The sequence below is a fragment of the Halomonas sp. S3-1-1 genome, assembly GCF_023757625.1.
In the GTDB taxonomy this organism is placed as follows: Bacteria; Pseudomonadota; Gammaproteobacteria; order Pseudomonadales; family Halomonadaceae; genus Vreelandella.
The window spans coordinates 1-21,554 of the sequence record NZ_JALGBZ010000003.1 but is presented as its reverse complement, the minus strand read 5'-3'; the positions used below and the strand labels follow the sequence as shown (position 1 = coordinate 21,554).

Sequence of the window (21,554 nt, the reverse complement as noted above, 5' to 3'; positions counted from 1 at the left end):
GACGAGCGCCCGGTGAGTTAGCGCTCGCTTCGCTCGACGCCCTTGTCGGTGCCCAGCAGCAGCACGTCGGCGCCGCGGGCGGCGAATAGCCCGTTAGTGACCACGCCGACGATGGCGTTCAGGCGCGTTTCCATCGCGACCGGGTCGTCGATCGCTAGATCATAGCCGTCGATGATTTGGTTGCCGTTGTCGGTCACCACGCCCTGGCGATACACCGGGTCGAAGCCGAGCTTGACTAGTTCCCGGGCAACGTAAGAGCGCGCCATGGGAATGACCTCGATGGGCAGCGGGAAGTGCCCTAGCGTCTCGACGCGCTTGGAACCGTCGGCGATGCAGATGAAGCGCTCGGCGCAGGCGGCCACGATCTTTTCGCGAGTCAGCGCCGCGCCGCCGCCCTTGATCATGTGAAAGTGAGCGTTCACTTCGTCGGCGCCGTCGATATAGAAAGGTACCGATCCCACTTCGTTAAGCTCGAACACCTCGATACCGAGCGCCTCGAGGCGCGCTTTCGAGGCGTCTGAGCTTGCCACAGCGCCGCGAAAGCGGTCGCGCAGCGGTTTCAATCGGTCGATGAAAAGATTCGCCGTCGAGCCGGTACCGATCCCCAGCACGGTCGTGCGTTCAAGGTGCGGGGTGATTTCGTCGATGGCGGCATCGGCGACGGCGGCTTTGAGTTCGTCCTGGGTCATGAAGGGCTCCGGGCAGTGGTGGGCGGCGCCAGTATAGCGTTTCTGGCGCGATGTGTTGATGCGCGCCTATAACGCTGGACGCGCCCGGGCGCGATCTGCTACCAATAAAGGCTTTTCTCTCGGCCCTTGGGTCTTTTCACCGTTTGGATATCCGCATGCTCGAAGCTACCGTCAAAAAGATCCTCCAGGCCCGCGTCTACGAAGCGGCCTGCGAAACGCCCATTTCACCCGCTCCCTTTTTGTCGCGTCGCTTTCACAACCAGATTTTGATTAAGCGCGAGGATCTGCAGCCGGTCTACTCGTTCAAGATTCGCGGCGCCTACAACAAGATGGCCCAGCTTTCCGAGGAGCAGAAGGCGAAAGGCGTCATCGCCGCTTCCGCCGGCAACCACGCTCAAGGGTTGGCCATGGCGGCGAAGCTGATGGGTGTCAAAGCGACCATCGTCATGCCGCGCAGCACCCCGGAGATCAAGGTGCAGGGCGTGCGCTCGCGCGGGGCGCGCGTGGTACTCAAGGGCGACGCCTTTTCCGATGCCGCCGCCCACGCCCAAGAGCTGATCGCCGAGCACGGCTACACCTACATTCCGCCCTTCGATGACATCGACGTGGTCGCGGGTCAGGGCACCATCGGCGTGGAGATTTTGCGCCAGCACAGCGGCCGGCTGGACGCGATCTTTGTGCCTGTCGGCGGCGGCGGGTTGATCGCGGGCGTGGCGGCTTACGTTAAGTACCTGCGCCCGGATATCAAGGTGATCGGTGTCGAGGCCGAAGACAGCGCCTGCCTCAAGGCGGCGCTGGCGGCAAACGAGCGCGTGGTGCTCGACCAGGTGGGTACCTTCGCCGAAGGCGTAGCGGTGTCGCAGATCGGCGAGGTGCCTTTTAATCTGGCCAAAACGCTGATCGACGACGTCATCACGGTCAATACCGATGAGATCTGCGCGGCGGTGAAGGATATCTTCGAAGATACCCGGGCGGTGTCGGAAACCTCCGGGGCGCTGTCGCTGGCCGGCTTGAAAAAGTACGTTCAGCAAACCGGCGTCGAAGGGCAGACGCTTTTGTGCATCAACTCCGGGGCCAATACCAACTTCGACCGGCTCCAGCACATCGCCGAGCGCACCGAGCTTGGCGAGCAGCGCGAAGCGATTCTGGCGGTCACCATCGAAGAGACCCCCGGCAGCTTCAAGAAATTCTGCCGAGCGCTGGGCCGGCGCATGGTCACCGAGTTCAGTTACCGCTACGCCGATGATCACGAGGCCCACATCTTCGTCGGCGTGCAGGTCAAACCCGGCGGCGAGGACCGCCGTGCCGTCATCGACCGGCTGGTGGAAGCCGGCTATCCGGTGGAGGATCTGACCGACAACGAACTCGCCAAGCTGCACATTCGCCATTTGAGCGGCGGACGCCCCAGCGAGCGCTTCGAAGAGGAGCTCTACCGTTTTGAGTTTCCCGAGCGCCCGGGGGCTTTAATGAATTTTCTCACCCAGCTGCCCCACGACTGGAACATCTCGCTGTTCCACTACCGCAATCACGGCGCCGCCTACGGGCGCGTGCTGGTCGGCATGCAGGTGCCCGCCGACGACCGTACCCACGTGGCCGAGTATCTGGACGCCATCGGCTACCGCTACTGGCAGGAGAGCGACAATCCGGCCTACAAGCTCTTCATGGCGTGAGTGAGTTAGCGTTTACCAACCCTCTGGTTCACACCTGCCGCGCCATTGTGGTGCATTGGTCGCCATCGGATGATTAAAAAAGTGGGCCGCTGGCTATTGTCAGCAGCCCGCCATTGGCCCTATAGTCGGCTTTGAAAATTAGTCAAGCCAGCCATCCTTGAAAACAAGCGTTGATGACTGGCTTTAGGGCATCGGTCATCATAAAAACGTTGGAGACAAGGCATGCGGCGTAAGAAGCCTGACGTAGTAATGGCGTTGACGGTCGTCTTTTTGTTGGGAGTACTGGTCACCGGATACGCACAGGCACTGGCAGGAAGTTGATCGTTGCAAAGCGGCGCGCTTAGCGCTGACCGCGACATAAAAAAGGGCCGATCGCGCGATCGGCCCTTTTTTTGTGGCGCTCATTAGGCACTCAGCCACCGCTGCGGCGAACGATATTTTGGTCGCTCACCACCGCATCCAACGGGATATCCCAGGGCTCGACCTCGAGCTTATTCACCTGCTGGCAGGCGTGGGCCACGCCAACCAGTGCAGGCTTGGGGCCCGGGCGGCGCATGAAGGCGAGCGTACGGTCGTAAAAGCCGCCGCCCATGCCCATGCGGTTGGCCTCGCCATCGAAGCCGACCAGCGGCACGATCAGCGTATCCAGCGCCCAAGCGGGCAGCCGGTTTTGGCGCCGTGCGCCAAAGCGTGTGCAGGGCTCAGAAATGCCGAAGCGGTTCTCGACCATGGGGGTGTCATCGTCAAAGCGCACGAACCAGAGCGCGTTGTGGCTCAAGGGGCGCAGCACCGGCAGGTAAACCGTCACGCGACGCTTTTGGAACCAGCCAAGTAGCGGGGTTGGGTCGATTTCGCCGCCGACCGGCAGATAAAGGCTCACGCGCCTGGCGCGCTGGATTTCGGGAAGTTTCTTGAGGCGCTGACAAAGCGAGGTGGCCGCCGTTTGCTGCTCGGCGTCGCTCAAGGCACGGCGCCTTCGGCGAAGCTCGCGGCGCAGGGCGCGCTTGTCGAGGTGTTCGGTATCGAAAGGATCAAACATGGTGTTCCCCAGAGTGCCGCTGTCATTCTGGCCCTGAACCTACTGGTTCAGAGTGGGTGGCCGCAGCCAAACCGTCAGGCTTTCCGACGCACGGACATGCACACGGGTCTGGCTAGCATTTGGCCCCCTGGGTACTGCGCATAGGCTCGAGGGACTATAACGACTGGCGCACACTCCAGAGAACCGCTTCATCTTAACAGAGCAAGCGCCGATGCCATAGGCCTGGGCCCGGTTTGCGCGAAGGTGTCAGGGGGTTTCGACGGGGCGGGCATTTTGCAGCGCTTTTTCCAGCCGGTCGTGCAGGCGGTTCAGGCTCGCCTCGCCGGCGCGGTGCTCGTCGAGCGCCTCCAAAAGCTCGTGGGTGATGTTCAAGGCCGCCATGATGGCGATGCGCTCGTTGCCCAGCACATTGCTTTGCGAGTGAATGCCCTGCATGGCGCGGTCCAGATAGCGAGCGGCGCGTTCAAGCTTGGCCTGCTCGCCGGTATCGCAGGCGATCATGTAGCCGCGACCCAGCAGGGTAATTTCTTTGGTTGGCCGCTTGGCGTTACTCATCGAAGACTCCGGCACGGGCACGTCAGGGCCCGAATGCGTTAACATCACGGTATAGAAAGGAGGGGCGGCGTTCACTATAAGAGAGCGGCTTGCGCGGGGTCAACGCGCTTTGCCGCCGGGGCGCCGCCTACTCAACCTCCTTCGCTTTTTCGACACCCTTCGTTCACCGCCCAAAGCGAGAGCCCTCATGTCCCTCATCGAGCAGCGCCAGGACTTTTCCGACGTGGCCGACGTCTTTCTTCTTCACGGCAGCATGCAGTCGCCCGCCTTTCTCGACGGCCGGCTCTGCGCGCTTTTAGCCCTTCGCGACGTCACCGCCGAGGCCTGGCTCGAGGAAGTCTGTATGAGCCTGGGCGTCGAGCAGCCCAGAGACCCGGAGAGCGCCGAGCGCCTGCTCGGCTGGCGCCGGCAAACCCTGGACGCGCTCAGCGCCAGTGACTTGAATTACGCCCCGCTTCTGCCCGACGAGCTCTTCTCGCTCGGCGAGCAGGCCCAAGCACTCAAGGAGTGGGCGCTGGGCTTTAACGAGGTCATCGATGACGTGGCCGACGAGGCGCTGAAAAAGCGCTGGTCGCAGCCGCTCAAAGAGGCCATCGACGATCTTGCAAGCTTTGGTCAGATCGAGACTGACATCGACGACAGCGCGGAAAACGAGAACGACCTGTTTGCGCTCTCCGAGCACGCGCGCATGGCCGCGATGCTGCTCTACACCGAGCAGCACCCGGGCAAGCCCCAGGTCGAGCAGACCGATGCCCCGGTTCACTGAGTTTTCCCGGCCGTTTTAAGGAGCTTCAATGTTACCCGATACGCTTTCGCGCTCCGCCGCGATTACCCTTGAAGAGTACCGCGCCCGCCGTGAGGCGCTGATGGCGAAACTGCCCGACGGCGCGGCGCTCATCGTGCCCGGCGCCTCGCTCACCACCCGCTCCAACGACAGCGAGTACCCGTTTCGCCAGCAAAGCGACTTCTATTATCTGACCGGCATCAACGAGCCCGATGCGCTGCTGTTGCTACTACCCGGCCGTGTGGCGGGTCAAAGCGTCGTGTTTTGTCAGGACCGCGACCCGACGATGGAGGCTTGGACCGGCCGGCGGCTGGGCGCCGAGGGCGTCATGGCCGAGCACGGTATCGACCAGGCGTTTGAAAACGCCGAGCGCGACGACTACCTGCCGACAATGCTCGAGAGCCGCACCCTGCTCTACGCGCCGCTGGATCACCCCGAAGCCCAGGCCATTGCCGAAGAGGCGCTTGCTCAGGCCCAGCGAGGCCAGCGCCGCGGCAAGCCGATGCTCAAGGGCTGGCTCGACAGCCGCGAGCTGATCCACGACATGCGGCTGATCAAAAGCCCGGCGGAGCTTGCGCTTTTGCGCCACGCCTGTCGCATTTCCGCTCGTGCGCACTGTCGCGCGATGCGCACCTGCGCCCCCGGGCTCTTCGAGTACCAGCTCCAGGCCGAACTCGAGCACGAATTTCTCTGGCACGGCGGCAGCGGCCCGGCCTACAGCACCATCGTGGGCGGCGGCGCGAACGCCTGCGTGCTGCACTATATTGAAAACGGCGACGTACTCGAGGAGAACGCGCTGGTACTGATCGACGCCGGCGCCGAGTTCGATCTCTACGCCGGCGATATTACCCGCACCTTCCCGGTCAGCGGCCGTTTCAGCGACGCTCAGCGGGCGCTTTACGAGGTGGTGCTCGGCGCTCAGGAGCGCGCCGTCGCCGCCGTGGCGCCCGGCGCGACGCTTGCCGATATCCATGCAGGCGTAGTCGAGGATCTAACCCGCGGGCTGATCGAGCTTGGGCTGCTGGAAGGCGAGGCGCAGGCGCGCATCGACGATGAAAGCTACCGGCGCTTCTATTTGCACTCCACGTCCCACTGGCTGGGCCTCGACGTTCACGACGTCGGTACCTACCGGCTCGACGAGCAGACGCCGCGCGCGCTTTCACCCGGCATGGTCGTGACCGTCGAGCCCGGCCTCTATATTCCCAATGACGACGATCTGCCCGCCGCCTACCGCGGCATCGGTATTCGTATCGAGGACAACGTGGTCGTTAGTGAAACGGGCGGTGAAATATTGACCAGTGATGTTCCCAAGCGGATTGACGAAATCGAAGCGTTAATGGCTAAAAAGTAACCAGTTTGAACATGCTAAAAATATCGTTATGTAAAGGATTACGAAATTACATTTAATCACGGAGGCTTTTGATGCTCGCGGATGTGCCGGAAAATGCTTTAAAAACGGCTTCTTACGATATCGTAATCGTAGGTGGCGGGCTGGTGGGGGCGAGCCTTGGCTGCGCGCTGGCGCCGCTGATCGAACGCTTCGCCTTGCGGGTAGCGATCGTGGAGGCCGCGGCGCTGCCGAACGCCGATGAGCTCACCTGGCAGCCGAGTTTCGACGCGCGCGCCAGCGCCATTGCCGCCGGCTCCGCCCATCGCTTTCGCGAGCTCGACGTCTGGCCGGCGATGCAGCGTGAAGCCTCGCCGATTTCGCGCATTCATATCAGCGAGCGCGGGCGCTTGGGCGCCACCCGTCTTTCTGCCGCCGAGGTGGGGGTCGAGGCGCTTGGCTACGTGATTCCCAACGCCTGGATGGGGCAGGTGCTGCATCAGCGCCTTAATGAGCTTGCCATCGACTGGTACTGCCCGGCCACGGTCGACACCATGACCGCGGTCGACGGGGGGCATCGCCTTGAACTCTCGACCGGTGATACGCTCGAGGCCAGCCTGACCGTGCTGGCCGACGGCGGCCGCTCCGGGCTCAAGGAGCAGCTGGGTATTCAAAGCGAGCGCCGCTCCTACGAGCAGACCGCGGTGATTACCCACGTCGGCATCAGCCAGCCGCACAAGGGGGTGGCCTTCGAGCGCTTCACTGATGAAGGCCCGATTGCGCTGCTGCCGCTGCCCCACCAGGCGATGGAGCTGATCTGGACCCACCAAAGCGGCGAGGAGGGCTCGAGGCTTTCGCTCAGCGACGGCGCGTTTCTGGATCAACTCCAGCGCGCCTTCGGCGACCGGGTCGGGCGTTTCACCAGAGTCGGTAAACGCTTTAGCTATCCGCTCTCGCTGGTGACCGCTCGCGAGTCGGTGCGCCCGGGGCTTGCGGTACTCGGTAACGCTGCCCACGCGCTGCACCCGGTGGCAGGCCAGGGCTTCAACCTGGCGCTGCGCTCGGTGATGGACCTGGTCGAGGCACTGGAAGAGGGTCGCGAGCAGGGCCGGCGCTTTGGCGACATGCAGACGCTGCTCGCTTTCGAGCACCGCCGGGCTAAGGATCGGGCCAACGTGATTCGCTTTAGCGACAGCCTGGTGCGGCTGTTCGGCGCCTCGTTTCCGCTGCTGCCTCACGCCCGCGCCGCCGGGCTCATCGGCCTCAACCTGTTCGGGCCGTTGCGCCGCGGGCTGGCGCGCCGCGCCATGGGCCTGGAGCGCTAGCGCTCATACTCGTCATTCACGATTCACGATTCACGACAGGAAGCGGTATGCAGACCCAACAGGCGTCACCCAGCAGTACCTTCGAGCAATTTGACGCGGTCATCGTCGGCGCTGGCATGGTGGGCACGGCGCTGGCGGGGCTTTTGGCCGGCGCGGGTATGCGCACCGCGCTGGTAGAGGCCCAAACCGCGCCGCTCGATTTGAGCACCCTCGACACCCTCACGCTCGCCCCCAGGGTGAGCGCGCTGACGCCGGTGTCCCAGCGGCTGTTGAAACACCTCGGCGCCTGGCCTGATATGGCGGCCACGCGGGTAACACCGTATCGCTATATGCACGTGTGGGACGGCGAGGGCAGCGGCAGCATCCACTTTTCAGCCGATGAGGCGGGTACGCCAGTGCTGGGGCACATCGTCGAAAATGGCGTGACGCTGGCCGCGCTCAATCGCCATGTGCTGACGCTGCCGACGCTGAGCCTCTTTTTTGGTGCCGAGGTCGCCGCGCTGCAAACGACGGCCAGGGGGCGCAGCCTGGTGCTCAAGGATGGGCGCGAGCTCAATACGCCGCTCGTAATTGCCGCCGACGGCGCCCGCTCGGCGCTTCGCGCGCTTGCCGGTATCGAGGTGGCAGAAGAGTCCATGGAGCAGGACGCGGTGGTAACCACCGTGCGCTGCGAAAAGCCCCACGGTGGTACCGCCCGGCAGGTCTTTGTCGATGGTCGGCCGCTGGCCTTTTTGCCGCTGACTGACGGCGACGATGCGCGCTACTGCTCGATCGTCTGGTCGACCACCCCGGAGCACGCGCAGACGCTTCAGGGATTGTCTCGCGAGGCATTGGGACAAGCGCTACAGGAGACCTTTGGCCCGGCGCTTGGGCGTATCGAGGTGCTGGACGACGCCTATCGCTTTGCGCTCATCCAGCGCCACGCCAAGCGCTACGTACTGGATCACTTCGCGCTGGTGGGCGACGCCGCGCACACGCTTCACCCGCTGGCGGGCCAAGGCGTGAATCTGGGGCTGATGGATGCGGCGGTGCTGGCCGAGGAAGTGGTGCACGCCTGGCGGCGCGGCGCCCCCTGGGGCGAGCGTGTAACGCTTGCGCGTTTCGAGCGCCGGCGGCGTTTCGACAACACCGCCATGCTCGCCTTGATGAAGGGGTTCAAGCAGCTTTTTGGCAGCCGCCTGCCGGCGCTGACGCTGGCGCGCAATCTCGGCATGAGCGCGATGAGCCAGGCGGTCCCGCTCAAACGACTGATCATGCGCCAGGCCACCGGCGAGCGCGGTCGCCTGCCGCGCTCGTGCCGCTAACCCGGCAGGCTAGCGGCGCCGGTCGACCACGTTGAGCGCTTTCAACAGATTCAGCGCTTCGCTGAGCTGGTAGTCGTCGCGCAGCCGCTCGGAGAACTCGCCGCGATCGGAAGTGCCGCCGTCCTGATTGTTCAGGTGGCCGTCCAGGTCGATTTCGCGAATTTCGCGGCGCCCTTCGGCGACTTCCAGCCGCCCGCGCACGACCTCCACGTCTGGCTCGATGCCCTGGGCCTGGATCGAGCGGCCGTTGGGGGTGTAGTAGAGCGCGGTGGTGAGCTTCAAGCCTTCGCCGTTACCCAGCGGCATGATCTGCTGCACCGAGCCCTTGCCGAAACTTTCGGTGCCCATGATGATACCGCGGCGCTGATCCTGCAGGGCGCCGGCGACGATTTCGGCGGCGGAGGCGCTGCCGCCGTTGATCAATACCACCAGCGGCGTGTCGCGGGCAGGCGTGGCCGGGTTGGCAGAGAACGACATCTCGGTGTTGGCCAGGCGCCCTTCGGTGTAGACGATCAGCCCGCTGTCGAGAAACAGATCCGCTACGCCCACTGCGGACTGCAGCACCCCACCTGGGTTGTTGCGCAGATCGAGTACCAGGCCCTGGAGCGGCTGCTCGCGGCTCATGCGGGAAAGCGCATCAGACGCCTGCTCCGGGGTGCGCGACTGGAACTGGCTGATACGCAGGTAGCCGTAGCCGGGCTCCAACAGCTCGTGCTTGACGCTTTCGCTGCGAATCACTTCGCGGGCCAAGGTGATGTCGCGCGGGCTGTTCTCGCCGGCGCGCAGAATGCTCAGCGTAAGCTCGCTTCCGGGCTCGCCGCGCATCAGCGTCACCGCTTCCTGTAGCGACAGGCTTTCCGTCGGCGTGCCGTCGATGGCAATGATCAAATCGCGGGCGAGCAGCCCGGCCTGGGAGGCGGGCGTGTCATCGATCGGGGTAATGACCATCAGCTGGCCATCCTCGTTACCTACCTCAATGCCGATGCCGCCAAACTCGCCCTCGGTCGATTCGCGCAGGCTCTGAAACTCGTTGACGTCCAGATAGGCGGAGTGTGGGTCGAGCTCGCTCAAAAGCCCGCGCATGGCGTTGCGCAACAGCGTCGCGTCGTCTACCTCTTCGACGTAGCCGCGCTTGATGCGCTCGAACACCTCGGCGAAGGTCTGGATCTCCTCGAGGGGCAGCGCTTCCGGCGCGGCGTCAGCCTGCTGCGCCCAGAGTGGCAGCGGCGCGCCGAGCAGCGAAAGCGAAAGCAGGGGCGCTATCAGCCGCCTGGCGGGGGCCAGTACTTCGTTCACAGTTAGCGTCATGCAGACTCCGCAAGGCAGAAGGCGCCGGGGTAGCGCGTGTAGTGAAGTGTCGTATCGTGTCGTGCCAGCTTATCCCGTCAGCGGCGCGCAATCCAACGCTCGGGATTAATCGGCTCGCCACGGTTTCTTACTTCGAAGTAAAGCGCGGCGCGGCGCTGGCCGCCACTATTTCCGACGCGGCCGATCTCCTCGCCGGCGCCGACGGCCTGGCCCGCTCGGGCGCTGAACTGCTGCAGGTGCGCGTAAAGCGTCATCACCTGGTCGCCGTGGTCGATGATCAACAAATTGCCAAAGCCGCGCATCCAGTCAGCGAACACCACCCGGCCTTCGTGCACCGCGGTGACCGGCGTGTTGGCGCCGGCCTCGATGACGATGCCGTTATAGTGCACACCGTCCTGGCCGCGAAAGCCCGCGCTGATCGGGCCCTGAACCGGCCAGGGCAAGTCGCCCTGGGTGCGGCCAATGTGGGTGGTCGGCGTGGCCTCGGCCAGCCGCGCCATTTCCGCCTGGATGCGGCTAAGCTGCGCTTCGGCTTCCTCTCGGGTCTGGTTGAGATCCGCCAGCCGGTCGGCCTCGCTTTCGTAGCGATTGTCGAGCGTGGCCACCACGCTCTGGCGCTCGGCGCTGGTTTCGGCAAGCGCGGCACTTTGCGTCTCGAGCTCCTCGGAAAGCGCCGCCAGCTGGGTCTGGCGCTGGTCGAGCTCGGTTTCAGTGTCGGCCAGGGCGGTGTCGAGGCGCGCAAGCTCCACGAGCTTTGCCTCGCGCGCTCGGGTCAGGCGGTTCAGGTACGCCTGCATGCGGTCGAGCTCCGCCGGGTCGCTTTGGTTGAGCAGAAGCTTCAACTGCGGGGTTGGCCCCAAGCGGTAAAGCGCGGCGAACTGCTGCGCCAGCGCGTTGACCTGGGCGCTGCGCTCGCTTGTGAGCCGGTCGCGGTGGCGGCGAAGCGTTTGGGTTTCGTCGTCGAGCGTGCGCCGCTCGGCCTGCAGGCGATCGAGGCGCTGGTGGGTCTGGGCCAGTTCGGTTTCCACCGCTTGAAGCTCGCGCTCGGCGCTGTCGCGCGCCTGCCCGGTATTTGAGAGCCGGGTATTGAGCGACTCGATCTCCTGGCCCAGGGCGTCGAGCTGCTCGCGGGCGGCGCGCTCGTCCTGGGCCAGCGCGGCGCTGGCAAGGCCCAGCGCGAAGAGCGCGCTCAGCAGGGCGCCGCGGCGCGCCGCCCGCTTGGCGAGCCGTGGCTTCATTCGTCGAAGGTGAGCAGGGGCGTGCCGGTCATCGCCTCGGGCACGCTCTGATCCATCAGGGTCAGAAGCGTGGGTGCCAGGTCGCACAGCCGGCCTTCGGCGAGGCGCGCTGGGCGCTCGCCAACGTAGATCAATGGCACCACGAAGGTGGTATGGGCGGTCTGCGGCGCGCCGGTCTGCGGGTGGATCATCTGCTCGGCGTTGCCGTGATCGGCGGTGACCAGGCAGGCCCCGCCAGCCCGCTCGATCGCCTCGACCACGCGGCCAACGCAGGTGTCCACGGTTTCGATCGCTTTCACCGCGGCGTCGAAGTCGCCGGTGTGGCCGACCATGTCGCCGTTGGCGTAGTTGCATACGATCAAATCGAAGGTGCCGCCGTCGATCGCTTCGACCAGCTTGTCGGTGATCTCGAAGGCGCTCATCTCCGGCTTTTCGTCGTAGGTTTTCACATCCCGCGGCGAGGGCACGAGGATACGCTCTTCGCCTTCGTATTCGGCCTCGAAACCGCCGGAGAAGAAGAACGTGACGTGGGGGTACTTCTCGGTTTCGGCGATGCGCAGCTGCGAAAGCCCGCGCTTGGCGACCACTTCACCCAGCGTGTCGGTCAGATCCGTCGGCGGAAAGGCGGCGGGGGCGTCGATATCTGCGGCGTAGCGGGTCATCATCACCAGGCCCTGGCCGGCCAGTTGGGGGCGGTGCTCGCGGGTAAAGCCGTCGAAGGCGCCGTCGGTGAAGGCGCGGGTCAGCTCGCGGGCACGGTCGGAGCGAAAGTTCAAAAAAAGCGCCGCGTCGCCGTCTTCGATCGCCACCCCGGAACCTTGCTTGCGTACCTGGCCGGCTTCAACGAATTCGTCGGTTTCGCCGCGGGCGTAGGCGGCTTCCAAAAGCGCCTCGGCGCTTTCGGCGGTGTGCTCGGCTTCGCCCTGGGTGAGCAGGCGGTAGGCCTTCTCGACGCGCTCCCAGCGGTTGTCGCGGTCCATGGCGTAGAAGCGCCCGATGATTGAGGCGACGAAGCCGTTGTCCGCACCGACCAGATCAGACAGCCTGGCGTTGGCGCGCTCGATCGATGCAAGCGCGCTTTTCGGCGCGGTGTCGCGGCCGTCGAGGAAGGCGTGCACGTAGATGCGCGTGGCGCCGCGGCTCGCGGCAAGCTCGGCCAGCGCTAAAAAGTGATCCTCGTGGCTGTGCACGCCGCCGGGCGATAAAAGCCCCAGCAGATGCACCGCGCGCCCTTTGGAAACTGCCTCGTCGATGGGCGCGGTGAGCGCCTCGATGCGCGCAAGCTCGCCCTCCTTGATCGCCTTGGTGATGCGGGTGAAATCCTGATACACCACGCGCCCGGCGCCCAGATTCATGTGGCCGACTTCGGAGTTGCCCATCTGCCCGTCGGGCAGGCCCACGTGCTCGCCATCGGTGTGTACGAAAGCGTGGGGGCGCTGGGCCCAGAGCGCATCCATGACCGGCGTATTGGCGGCGGCGACGGCGTTGTGCGCGGCGTCCGGGTTATGGCCGTAACCGTCCAGAATGATCAGCGCTACCGGGCGCGGGGTCTGTGTTGCCATTGAAGCCTCGTCGTATCGGATGGTCGTTCAAAGTGGTCGTTTTAAAGCGTGCCCGTTAAGCCAGGCGTTCGAAAAGTGCGCGGGTCGTTTCCTTTTCGAATACCCCCTTTTGGTCGGGGTCGCGACCAGCGTACGCTTGGGGCATCATAACGCAGCCAGTCGTTAGGCGTCATGGCCTGCGCGTCGGCGCCCGTGACGTGTATACTTGTCGCGTTTGACGGTGGCCTGGCCGCTTTTTTTGCATATACCAAGAGATTGTGTTCGCGATGATCGATCAACTGTTCGAATTCGTAATGAACCACCCTTTGCTGGTGGGCGCATTTTTGCTGGTGCTGCTGGCATGGCTCGTTTATGAAACCCGCAGCGCGTCCACCCACGCGGTGAGCTCCTCTGAGGCGACGCAGCTCATCAACCGGGAAGACGCGGTGATAGTGGACGTGCGCGAGAGCAAGGAGTTCAAGGCCGGTCACATCGCCGGCGCGCGCAACATCCCGCAGTCCAATCTGGACAGCCGCATGAACGAGCTTGAGAAAGTGAAAGACAAGCCCATCATCGTGGTGTGCAAGCATGGTCAGAGCGCGGGCGCGGTGCAGGCCAAGCTCGCCAAGGCGGGGTTCAATGCCCACAAGCTCAAGGGCGGCATGGCGCAGTGGCAGGCGGACAGCCTGCCGGTGGTGAAAAAGTAAGCGCCGCGGCGCCGCTTTATCCAACGCAGTAATTTATCCAACGTAACAATGACCAGGAGTACTCCCATGGCGGAAGAGAACAACGCCCCTCAGCAAGGCGCCGGTGCAGCGGATGGTGAAAAGCCGCAGCTGAAATTCTCGCTGCAGCGCATCTATGTCAAGGACATCTCCTTTGAGGCGCCGAACTCGCCGTCGGTGTTCAAGCAGTCGTTCAAGCCCAAGGTCAATCTGGATTTGAACACCACTAGCACCAAAATCGACGACGACCAGTACGAGGTCGTGGTGAAGGTGACCGCCCAGGTCAACGACAGCGAGTCCGGCACCACCTCCTTTTTGGCCGAAGTGGAGCAGGCAGGTCTTTTCCGTATCTCCGGCATCGAAGGGGCGCAGCTGGAACAGACCCTCGGCGCGTTCTGTCCGAATCTTTTGTTCCCCTACGCCCGCGAGTGCGTCGACAACTTGGTCAACCGGGGCGGCTTCCCGCCGCTGATGCTGGCGCCGGTCAATTTCGAAGCCATGTACGCCCAGCGCAAAAAGCGCGAAGCGCAGCAGGCTCAGGGCGCGGCCGAAAACACTCACTAAGCCGGACGCCCAATAAGCCATGAAAGCCGACTGGTACGCCCTCAACGGTAAAATGCCCCGCCTGTACGTTGCCGCCGCGCTCAGCGTCGGCGCTCGGGTGGAGCTGCCGGAAGGCCCGGCGCGTCACGTCACTCGCGTGCTGCGCATGGGGGAGGGCGCGCCGCTGGTGCTGTTCGACGGTCAGGGCCAGGAGGCCGGCGTGCGCCTGGTCGAGGCTGGGCGCAAGCGTAGCGTCGTGCTGGTCGAGCGCGTGTGGTCCGGCGAAGGCGAGTCGCCGCTTTCGGTCCACCTGGGCCAAGCGATCTCCAAGGGCGATCGGATGGACTACGCCATCCAGAAAGCCGTGGAGCTTGGCGTGGCCGCCATCACCCCGCTCTATACCGAGCGGGGTGATGTGCGCTTGAAAGACGAGCGCGAAGCCAAAAAGCACGCCCACTGGCAGGCGGTCGCCGAAAGCGCCTGCGAGCAGAGCGGGCGGGCGACGGTGCCGGTGGTGCATCCACCCATGGCGCTTGATGCTTGGCTTGCCACGCGCGATGAGCCGCTAAAGTTGATGCTGCACTTGGCCACCGGTAACCGCTTCGATCTAGCCGAGCGCCCGGCGAGTGCAGCGCTTCTGATCGGCCCGGAAGGTGGGCTGACCGAGCAGGATATCGCCGCCGCCAAGTCTCACGGCTTTACGCCGCTGACGCTGGGCCCGCGCACACTGCGCACCGAAACCGCGCCGGTTGTGGCGCTGACGCTTCTACAGCACCATTTCGGCGATTTGTAAGCGCTTACTCACTTGGCAAGCGCTTCCCATCCAGGCTAACCGCCGCTCTCCTCCAGAAACCTTTTCGATTGACGCCGCCCTTCGTGTGCCCGTCGTTTGAGCTCGCTCAGTACCAGCGGCTTGAGCTGGGGTAGCGCTTGGCCCGAGAGTCCGCTCAGCACCACGAGCCGGCGCTGGCGGTGGGCGGTATAGCCAAGCCAGCAAGGCAGCCAGAGCGGGGTCGGCGGCGACTCATTTAGCGTCAGCGGCCAGCGTTTAGGGTTTGCCATGCGCTCCCAAAACCACTGACGGGATAGCGGCGCGCGGGAAGGTACTTCACCGCCATCGAGCGTAAGTTCGTCCGAGGGCTTTTCGGCCCGCTCTGTCAGCGCCGCGTGGGGAAGCAGTAGCGGGCGGGTGAGCGCTTGGCTTGCCAGCAGCCACGCGGCGTACTCGGAGTGCAGAGCGCCCAGGCCAAACGCCCAAAGCGATACCCAGGCGGGTTCGAAGTTCGCCCCACCGAGGCGCGCTAGCCGCTCGCGCGCGCTCTGGGCATCGATATGCCGGGCGAGCGTGATGGCCTCAGGCATTGGCCCAGCCCTGGAGCAGCGCGAGCATCATTAGCATCAAAACGAACCAGACCAACAGCCCTAAGCAGCGCCGCCGGGTCAGGCGCGCCTCATGACCAACCTCCGGGGCGCTGCCGGCGCGGGCGGTGAGAATGGCCTGCATATCCGGGGCGGACTCGTCGATGATCACGTCAGCCAGCGCTTCGGCGCTGGGCGCCGGTGCGCTCAGGCTCACCAGATACCCCACGCCGACCGAAACCACCACGCCCACGGTGTTGTTATAAAGCCAGGAGATATCCAGAAAGGCAGTGGTTGCCCACACCGCGAGCATACCGGTACACAGCCCCGCCATCGCCCCGCGGGCGTTGCTGCGGTGGCTAAAGATTGCCAGCAAAAAGGTGCCTAACAGCGCCCCGTAGAACCAGGATCCCACCTGGTTGACCGCCTCGATCACCGGCCCCAGATTGCCGGCAAAGAACGCGAACAGCGTGGCGTAGCCGCCCCAGAAAACCGTCGCCCAGCGCGAGGCCTTGAGATAATGAGCGTCGCTGGCATCTCGTTTGATATAGCGGCTGTAAAAGTCGCGTATCGAGACCGCAGAGAGCGAGTTGAGCGCCGAGTCCAGACTCGACATCGCCGCGGCGAATACGCCGGCGATCACCAGCCCCGCCATGCCGGAGGGAAACGTCTCGACCACGTAGCGGGGCAGCAATTCGTTGAGGTTCTCCGGCGCACTCAGGCCGTTTTGCTGGTAGTAGGTAGCTAAAATGATGCCTACGAATAGAAACAGCAGCATCTGGGGAATCAGCAGATAGCCGCCGATCAACAGGGAGCGCTGGGCGTCCGGCACCGAGGGGCTCGACAGCACGCGCTGGATCTGGCTTTGATCGGTGCCGAAGTACGCCACGTGAAGAAAGAAGCCGCCGAAGAGCCCGGCCCACAGCGAGTAGGTCACATTCGGATTGAGCGACAGATCGATGGCGTTGAACAGGCCGCTTTCGGCGCCAAACGCGAACACATCGCTCCAGCCGCCGGGCAGGCTCGTGACCAAAAAGATGACGCTCAATAGCGCCCCGAGCCAGAGTACGAACATCTGGGTGACGTCGGTCCAGATCACCGCGCTGATGCCGCCAAGCACGGTGTAGCTGATCGCTAGCACCGCCATGATGACGATGGTCAGGTTTACGCTCCAGCCGGTGACCACCGCCAGCACCAGCGCCGGGGCGTAGAGCACCACGCCGGTGGCAAGGCCGCGAGCGATCAAAAATAGCAGTGCGGTCAGCGTGCGCGTGTTGGGGCCGAAGCGGCGCTCGAGAAGCTCGTAAATGCTGTAGATGCCCGCCCGATGAAACACCGGCACCAGCACTAGAATCAGCACGATCATCGCAAGCGGGACGTTGAGAAAGGTCACTAGCCGCTCGAGGCCGCCCTCGAACCCCCAGCCCGGCGCGCCGATGAAGGTAATGGCGCTGGCCTGGGTGGCCATCACCGAAAGCCCGATCGCCCAGCCGGGAATGCTGCGCCCGCCCAGAAAGTAGTCTTCCGGGCTGTGCTGGTTTTTACCAAAGCGCGAACCGATCCAGGCGATGAGCGCGATATAGCCGATCAGCACCCCCGTATCCAACAGCGTGAATCCTTCCATGCCGCCGCCCCCTTTTTTTAATGATCCGTTTTTACTGGCCTGTTTTTTTGACTGGCCCGTTTTTTATTGACCCATTGAGCATAGCAGCTCGGCCTAAACGCATTTAACGCAGGCGCGGGGCCGCCCGCTTTGCCCCCGACAGGCCCAGGGCTCATAATGAAGGCTCAATTATCGAGGAAGTGCTCATGGCTGACGACGCGCGCCCCACCCCCGGGCCTGCAAGCGATGCAATTGCCCGTATCGGGGAAGTGGCCTATTTGACAGTGGTGACCGTCAACGACACCGGCGCGTTTTTGCGCTGGGGCCTGCCCAAGGACGTACTGTTGCCCTACGGGGAGCAGCGCTTTCGCCCCGACCCCGGCAAGCGCGTGCTGGTCATGCTCTATGAGGATGACCGTGGCCGTCCGGTCGCTTCTCAGCGCCTCGATCGTTTTTTGAGCGACGACGCATCAAACCTTGAAAACGGCGAGGAAGTCGCCATTATCGTCGCCGACCGCACCGACTTGGGCCTCAAGGTCGTGGTCAACCATCGTTACTGGGGGCTGATCTACCAGGACGACATCACCAAACCGCTGCGTCGCGGTCAGTCGGTGACCGGCTACGTCAAGCAGCGCCGGGACGATGGCCGGGTCAATATTTCGCTGCTGCCACCGGGCGCGGCGCGCCTGGACGTGGTGGGCGAGACGATCCTCGCCGCGCTCAGAGAGAGCGGCGGCTATCTGCCGCTGGGCGACAAGAGCAATGCCCACGCCATCAAGGCGCGGCTCGGGGTGAGCAAGAGCGCCTACAAGCAGGCGATCGGCCGGCTTTATAAGCAGCAGTTGATCACTCTCGCCCCGGATGCGATCCGTCTGGTGCCCGGCGCGCTCACCCAGTGAGGTTTGCGCCGCCTTAGCGGTGCGTCATACTGCTTCTCTACCGTTTATGAAGGGATAGTGCCCCGATGAGTCAACCGAATCTGCAGCTTGGCGTCGTAATGGACCCCATCAGCGCCATTGCCTATAAAAAGGACACGACGCTGGCCATGCTGTGGGCCGCCCAGGAGCGCGGCTATACCCTGTACTACATGGAGCAGGGCGACCTTTTCCTGGAGGCAGGCAAAGCCCACGCCCGCATGCGCGCGCTGACCGTTCACCGCGACCCGGCGCACTGGTTCGATCTGGGCGAGGTCGAGTCGCGCCCGCTGGCAAGCCTGGACGCGGTGCTGATGCGCAAGGATCCGCCGGTCGACGCCGAGTTCATCAACGCGGTGCACCTGCTGGGCTTTGCCGAGCGTGAAGGCGTGCTGATCGTCAATCCGACCCAGGCGCTTTTGCAGTGCAACGAAAAGCTCTTCGCCCAGCAGTTTCCCCAGTGCTGCGCGCCCACGATCGTCGCCAGCCGCGATGACGTACTGCGCGCCTTTCACGCCGAGCACGGCGACGTCATCTTCAAGCCGCTCGACGGCATGGGCGGTACCGGCATCTTTCATATCGAACCTGGCGGGCGCAACATCGGCGCGGTGATCGAGCAGCTCACTCTGCGCGGGCAGCGCCAGATCATGGCCCAGCGCTATCTGCCCGAAATCAAGGATGGCGACACGCGCATTCTGCTGGTCGACGGTGAGCCGGTGCCGTTTGGTTTGGCGCGAATTCCCTCCGCCGGGGAGACTCGCGGCAACCTGGCCGCCGGCGGGCGCGGCGTGACCCGCGAGCTCACTGAGCGGGATCACTGGCTGATCGATCAGGTCAAACCGGTCATCAAGGAGAAGGGGCTGATGTTCGTGGGGCTCGACGTGATCGGCGACTACATTACCGAAATCAACGTCACGAGCCCCACCTGCGTGCGCGAAATCGACGATCAGCGCGGCACCAACATTGCCGGGCTCTTGCTGGACGCCGTCGAGCGCCGCCTTGGCGCCTAAAAGCTTCACCCGCGCTATTTACTGCCTATCAAGCGAGGCGCGCTGACGTTCGGCGCGCCGTAGGAGACGCATGCAAAGCTTAAAGCACCACTTTTTAATGGCAATGCCGCACCTCGACGACGCCAATTTCGCCGGCAGTCTGATCTATCTGTGCGATCACGATCACAACGGCTGCATGGGCGTGATCATCAACCACACCCTCGAGATCACCCTCGACACGCTGTTCGAGCAGCTCTCGCTCGGCGGTGAGGAAAGCCCGCACCGCAACGCGCCGGTTTACTACGGTGGCCCGACGCACAAGGATCGTGGCTTCATTCTTCATGTCGGCGACAGCCAGGAGTGGGACTCCAGCGTTCAGGTCGATGACAACGTCGCGCTCACCACCTCGATGGATATCCTCAAGGCGCTCGCCGACGGCGATGGGCCGGAGCAGTTTCTAGTCTGCCTGGGCTGCGCCGGCTGGGAAGTTGGCCAGCTCGAGGACGAGCTCAAGGAGAACAGCTGGCTGACCGTTGAAGGCGATGAGCGCGTGATTTTCGCCACGCCCCCCGCCGAGCGGTTGGCGAGCGCGGCGGGCATTCTCGGCGTGGATTTGAACCTCATGACCCGCGACGCAGGGCACGCCTAGTGGCGGCGCCCGGTCAGCGGCTGGTGCTCGCCTTCGATTACGGCACGCGGCGTATCGGCGTGGCGGTCGGCAACGAGCTTTTGAAAAGCGCCCGCGAGCTCGAGCCGCTGACCGCCCGCGACGGCATTCCCGACTGGCAGCGCGTCGAGGCGCTGTTAAAAGAGTGGCAGCCGGATCTGCTGGTGGTGGGGCTGCCGCTCAACATGGACGACAGCGAGTCGGAGATGAGCCGGCGCGCGCGCAAGTTCGGCAACCGTCTTCACGGGCGCTTTGGCAAGCCGGTGGAAATGGTCGATGAGCGCGGCTCTACCAAAGAGGCCAAAAGCATCGCCCGCGACGCCGGCCACCGTGGCAACTACCGCGAAGAGAGCGTCGACGGCATCGCCGCCGTGCTTATCCTGGAAGGCTGGTTTGCCCACCGGGAAGGGCTCCCCGGCGGGCGTCTCTCGCTCTAACGTCTACGCCTCTTTTTTTATCCTTTCTTTTTCTGACGCCTAGCGATCCAGCGTGCCGGTCTGGTGGGGGACGAACCAGCGGACCGGACGCAAATCCTCGGCGATCAAACCGTCGACTTTCAGCAGCGTGGCAAAAATCGCCATGCGCATCGGAATGCCATTATCGGTCTGGCGGAAGATCGCAAGCCTGGGGTCGCCGTTCAAATCCACGTTGAGATCGTTCACGCCAGGGCGGCTGTCGCGGGGCAGCGGGTGCATGACGATCGTGGAGCTTGTGCAGTGGCGATCAAGAAAGCCCTTGTTGACGACGAAGTCGTCCGAGACGCCCTTGAAGCTCTCGTTCATCTCTTCGGTGAAGCGCTCCTTTTGAATGCGCGTGGTGTACACCACGTCCAGATCGCTGAAGTCCGTGCCCAGGTGCTCGCGCATCTCGACCCGGTGGCCGCGCGAAGTTACCAGGTCTACAAGGTGCGCCGGCATCTCGAGCCCCGGCGGTGATACCAGCGTGATACGCAGCGGGTCATAAAGCGAGAGCAGCTTGATCAGCGAATGCACGGTGCGTCCGTATTTCAGGTCGCCGGTGAGTAGAATGTGGGCACCTTCGAGGCGCTTACCAAGGCGCTGAAACTCCTTATCGATGGTATAAAGATCCAGTAGCGCCTGGCTTGGGTGCTCGCCCGGGCCGTCGCCGCCGTTGATTACCGGCACGTTGGTCGCCTCGGCGAACTCGGCAACCGACCCCTGCTCCGGGTGGCGCATCACGATCGCATCGCAGTAGCCGCTCATGACGCGGCTAGTATCGTAAAGCGACTCGCCCTTCGCCATGGAGGAGAAGGTAAAGCCGGTGGTGTCGCACACGCTCCCGCCCAACCGGCAGAACGCGGCGTTGAAACTCACGCGCGTACGGGTACTGGCTTCGAAAAACAGATTGCCCAGTACCGCGCCTTCCAACACACGGGTGACCTGTTGGCGGCTGGCGATCGGCTCCATCTGCGCGGCCACGCGCAGCAAATGATCGACGCTTTCGCGGTTCAATGAATCGACGGATAGCAGGTGGGGGCTCATCAAGGACCTCGGAGATGGTGGGCGAGAGCGCTAGTTTAACCGTTAACCGGGGCATGGCCGAAATGCTTTGAAAAAGCCAGACGGTTAGCCGTGAAAGATTTTTACAAAACCGCTTGCACTCGCCCGGCCAAATCCGTAAAGTACGCATCCGCTGCCGGGGACGCACAGCGTTTCAGGCGGTGAATGAAGGTGAAAACCTTCGGTTTGTCAGGAAGTTAGCGCAGTTTTAATCGCTTGCTTCACGCGCTGAAATCAGCGGTTGACAAACATCAGGAAATGCGTAGAATACGCCTTCCTCGCAACGGCAACCGGCTCAGGTCATCGAGTCAGTGTTCAAGTCGAAGCGAAACCGCTCTTTAACAATTTGATCAGGCAATTCATGTGGGCGTTTGCCGATGAGGGTGACAAGTCACCTTATATCAAGGCAGACGAACACAGCGATACCTTTCGAGGTATCACGGTAAATTCGTTT

21 protein-coding genes and 1 other RNA gene are annotated in these 21,554 nt (G+C 63.6%); 12 read left to right on the top strand and 10 right to left on the bottom strand.

Annotated elements, in window-relative coordinates; all coding sequences use genetic code 11:
- Positions 1 to 17 precede the first annotated feature (17 nt).
- Positions 18 to 689, bottom strand: coding sequence for a ribose-5-phosphate isomerase RpiA (gene rpiA, locus MQW23_RS09465; RefSeq protein ID WP_252107744.1), 672 nt, complete (start codon positions 687 to 689; stop codon positions 18 to 20).
- Between the two features lie 155 nt (positions 690 to 844).
- On the opposite strand from rpiA, the gene ilvA reads away from it, so the two are divergent.
- Positions 845 to 2,359: a threonine ammonia-lyase, biosynthetic gene (gene ilvA, locus MQW23_RS09460; protein ID WP_252107743.1), complete on the top strand. Its 1,515-nt coding sequence runs from the start codon at positions 845 to 847 to the stop codon at positions 2,357 to 2,359.
- 412 nt (positions 2,360 to 2,771) lie between these two features.
- Here the strand turns inward: ilvA and MQW23_RS09455 are convergent, their stop codons facing one another.
- From MQW23_RS09455 to MQW23_RS09445, 3 genes are all read right to left on the bottom strand, one after another.
- A complete protein-coding gene (locus tag MQW23_RS09455; RefSeq protein ID WP_252107741.1) occupies positions 2,772 to 3,398 on the bottom strand; it encodes a 5-formyltetrahydrofolate cyclo-ligase in 627 nt (208 codons plus the stop codon).
- 1 nt (position 3,399) lies between these two features.
- Positions 3,400 to 3,583, bottom strand: a non-coding RNA gene (ssrS, locus tag MQW23_RS09450) — 6S RNA.
- Positions 3,584 to 3,644: 61 nt separating this feature from the next.
- A complete protein-coding gene (locus MQW23_RS09445; RefSeq protein WP_252107739.1) occupies positions 3,645 to 3,953 on the bottom strand; it encodes a cell division protein ZapA in 309 nt (102 codons plus the stop codon).
- A gap of 187 nt (positions 3,954 to 4,140) precedes the next feature.
- Between MQW23_RS09445 and MQW23_RS09440 the strand changes: the two genes are divergently transcribed.
- From MQW23_RS09440 to MQW23_RS09425, 4 genes are all read left to right on the top strand, one after another.
- Entirely contained in the window at positions 4,141 to 4,719 is a 579-nt protein-coding gene (locus MQW23_RS09440; protein ID WP_252107737.1) for a UPF0149 family protein, read from the top strand.
- 28 nt (positions 4,720 to 4,747) lie between these two features.
- Positions 4,748 to 6,088, top strand: coding sequence for a Xaa-Pro aminopeptidase (gene pepP / locus MQW23_RS09435; RefSeq protein WP_252107735.1), 1,341 nt, complete (start codon positions 4,748 to 4,750; stop codon positions 6,086 to 6,088).
- Between the two features lie 71 nt (positions 6,089 to 6,159).
- Positions 6,160 to 7,389: a 2-octaprenyl-6-methoxyphenyl hydroxylase gene (gene ubiH / locus MQW23_RS09430; RefSeq protein ID WP_252107733.1), complete on the top strand. Its 1,230-nt coding sequence runs from the start codon at positions 6,160 to 6,162 to the stop codon at positions 7,387 to 7,389.
- Between the two features lie 47 nt (positions 7,390 to 7,436).
- Positions 7,437 to 8,693 carry a UbiH/UbiF/VisC/COQ6 family ubiquinone biosynthesis hydroxylase gene (locus tag MQW23_RS09425; protein WP_252107731.1) on the top strand — a complete coding sequence of 419 codons (1,257 nt, stop codon included), beginning with the start codon at positions 7,437 to 7,439 and terminating at the stop codon, positions 8,691 to 8,693.
- Positions 8,694 to 8,702: 9 nt separating this feature from the next.
- On the opposite strand, the gene MQW23_RS09420 is transcribed toward MQW23_RS09425, so the two are convergent.
- From MQW23_RS09420 to gpmI, 3 genes are all read right to left on the bottom strand, one after another.
- Entirely contained in the window at positions 8,703 to 10,001 is a 1,299-nt protein-coding gene (locus tag MQW23_RS09420) for a S41 family peptidase (RefSeq protein ID WP_252107729.1), read from the bottom strand.
- Positions 10,002 to 10,078: 77 nt separating this feature from the next.
- The gene (locus MQW23_RS09415) at positions 10,079 to 11,239 is read right to left on the bottom strand and encodes a murein hydrolase activator EnvC family protein (RefSeq protein WP_252107727.1); all 1,161 of its coding nucleotides are present in this window, start codon (positions 11,237 to 11,239) and stop codon (positions 10,079 to 10,081) included.
- Complete coding sequence (gpmI, locus tag MQW23_RS09410; protein WP_252107725.1) at positions 11,236 to 12,801, bottom strand: 2,3-bisphosphoglycerate-independent phosphoglycerate mutase; 1,566 nt, start codon at positions 12,799 to 12,801, stop codon at positions 11,236 to 11,238. The genes MQW23_RS09415 and gpmI overlap by 4 nt, the downstream gene beginning before the upstream one ends.
- A gap of 266 nt (positions 12,802 to 13,067) precedes the next feature.
- Here gpmI and MQW23_RS09405 point away from each other — a divergent pair, with 266 nt between their 5' ends.
- The 3 genes from MQW23_RS09405 (at position 13,068) to MQW23_RS09395 (ending at position 14,841) form a co-directional block, all read left to right on the top strand.
- Positions 13,068 to 13,487 (top strand): rhodanese-like domain-containing protein, encoded by a 420-nt coding sequence (locus MQW23_RS09405; protein WP_252107722.1) that lies wholly within the window; start codon positions 13,068 to 13,070, stop codon positions 13,485 to 13,487.
- A gap of 66 nt (positions 13,488 to 13,553) precedes the next feature.
- A complete protein-coding gene (secB, locus tag MQW23_RS09400) occupies positions 13,554 to 14,069 on the top strand; it encodes a protein-export chaperone SecB (protein ID WP_252107714.1) in 516 nt (171 codons plus the stop codon).
- A 19-nt stretch (positions 14,070 to 14,088) separates the two neighbouring features.
- Positions 14,089 to 14,841, top strand: coding sequence for a 16S rRNA (uracil(1498)-N(3))-methyltransferase (locus MQW23_RS09395; protein ID WP_252107712.1), 753 nt, complete (start codon positions 14,089 to 14,091; stop codon positions 14,839 to 14,841).
- Positions 14,842 to 14,876: 35 nt separating this feature from the next.
- Here the strand turns inward: MQW23_RS09395 and MQW23_RS09390 are convergent, their stop codons facing one another.
- Together MQW23_RS09390 and MQW23_RS09385 are read right to left on the bottom strand one after the other, a co-directional pair.
- Positions 14,877 to 15,410 (bottom strand): hypothetical protein, encoded by a 534-nt coding sequence (locus tag MQW23_RS09390; protein WP_252107710.1) that lies wholly within the window; start codon positions 15,408 to 15,410, stop codon positions 14,877 to 14,879.
- Positions 15,403 to 17,031 carry a sodium:solute symporter family protein gene (locus tag MQW23_RS09385; RefSeq protein WP_252107708.1) on the bottom strand — a complete coding sequence of 543 codons (1,629 nt, stop codon included), beginning with the start codon at positions 17,029 to 17,031 and terminating at the stop codon, positions 15,403 to 15,405. Before MQW23_RS09385 ends, MQW23_RS09390 begins: the two co-directional genes overlap by 8 nt.
- Before the next feature lie 185 nt (positions 17,032 to 17,216).
- Between MQW23_RS09385 and MQW23_RS09380 the strand changes: the two genes are divergently transcribed.
- From MQW23_RS09380 to ruvX, 4 genes are all read left to right on the top strand, one after another.
- Positions 17,217 to 17,909 carry a CvfB family protein gene (locus MQW23_RS09380; RefSeq protein WP_252107706.1) on the top strand — a complete coding sequence of 231 codons (693 nt, stop codon included), beginning with the start codon at positions 17,217 to 17,219 and terminating at the stop codon, positions 17,907 to 17,909.
- A 65-nt stretch (positions 17,910 to 17,974) separates the two neighbouring features.
- Complete coding sequence (gene gshB / locus MQW23_RS09375; RefSeq protein WP_252107704.1) at positions 17,975 to 18,934, top strand: glutathione synthase; 960 nt, start codon at positions 17,975 to 17,977, stop codon at positions 18,932 to 18,934.
- A 70-nt stretch (positions 18,935 to 19,004) separates the two neighbouring features.
- Positions 19,005 to 19,562, top strand: coding sequence for a YqgE/AlgH family protein (locus MQW23_RS09370; RefSeq protein ID WP_252107702.1), 558 nt, complete (start codon positions 19,005 to 19,007; stop codon positions 19,560 to 19,562).
- Positions 19,562 to 20,017, top strand: a complete 456-nt coding sequence (ruvX, locus tag MQW23_RS09365; protein WP_252107699.1) for a Holliday junction resolvase RuvX — start codon at positions 19,562 to 19,564, stop codon at positions 20,015 to 20,017. The genes MQW23_RS09370 and ruvX overlap by 1 nt, the downstream gene beginning before the upstream one ends.
- 39 nt (positions 20,018 to 20,056) lie before the next feature.
- Here ruvX and pyrB read toward each other — a convergent pair whose 3' ends face one another.
- The gene (pyrB, locus tag MQW23_RS09360) at positions 20,057 to 21,082 is read right to left on the bottom strand and encodes an aspartate carbamoyltransferase (RefSeq protein ID WP_252107697.1); all 1,026 of its coding nucleotides are present in this window, start codon (positions 21,080 to 21,082) and stop codon (positions 20,057 to 20,059) included.
- Positions 21,083 to 21,554 lie beyond the last annotated feature (472 nt).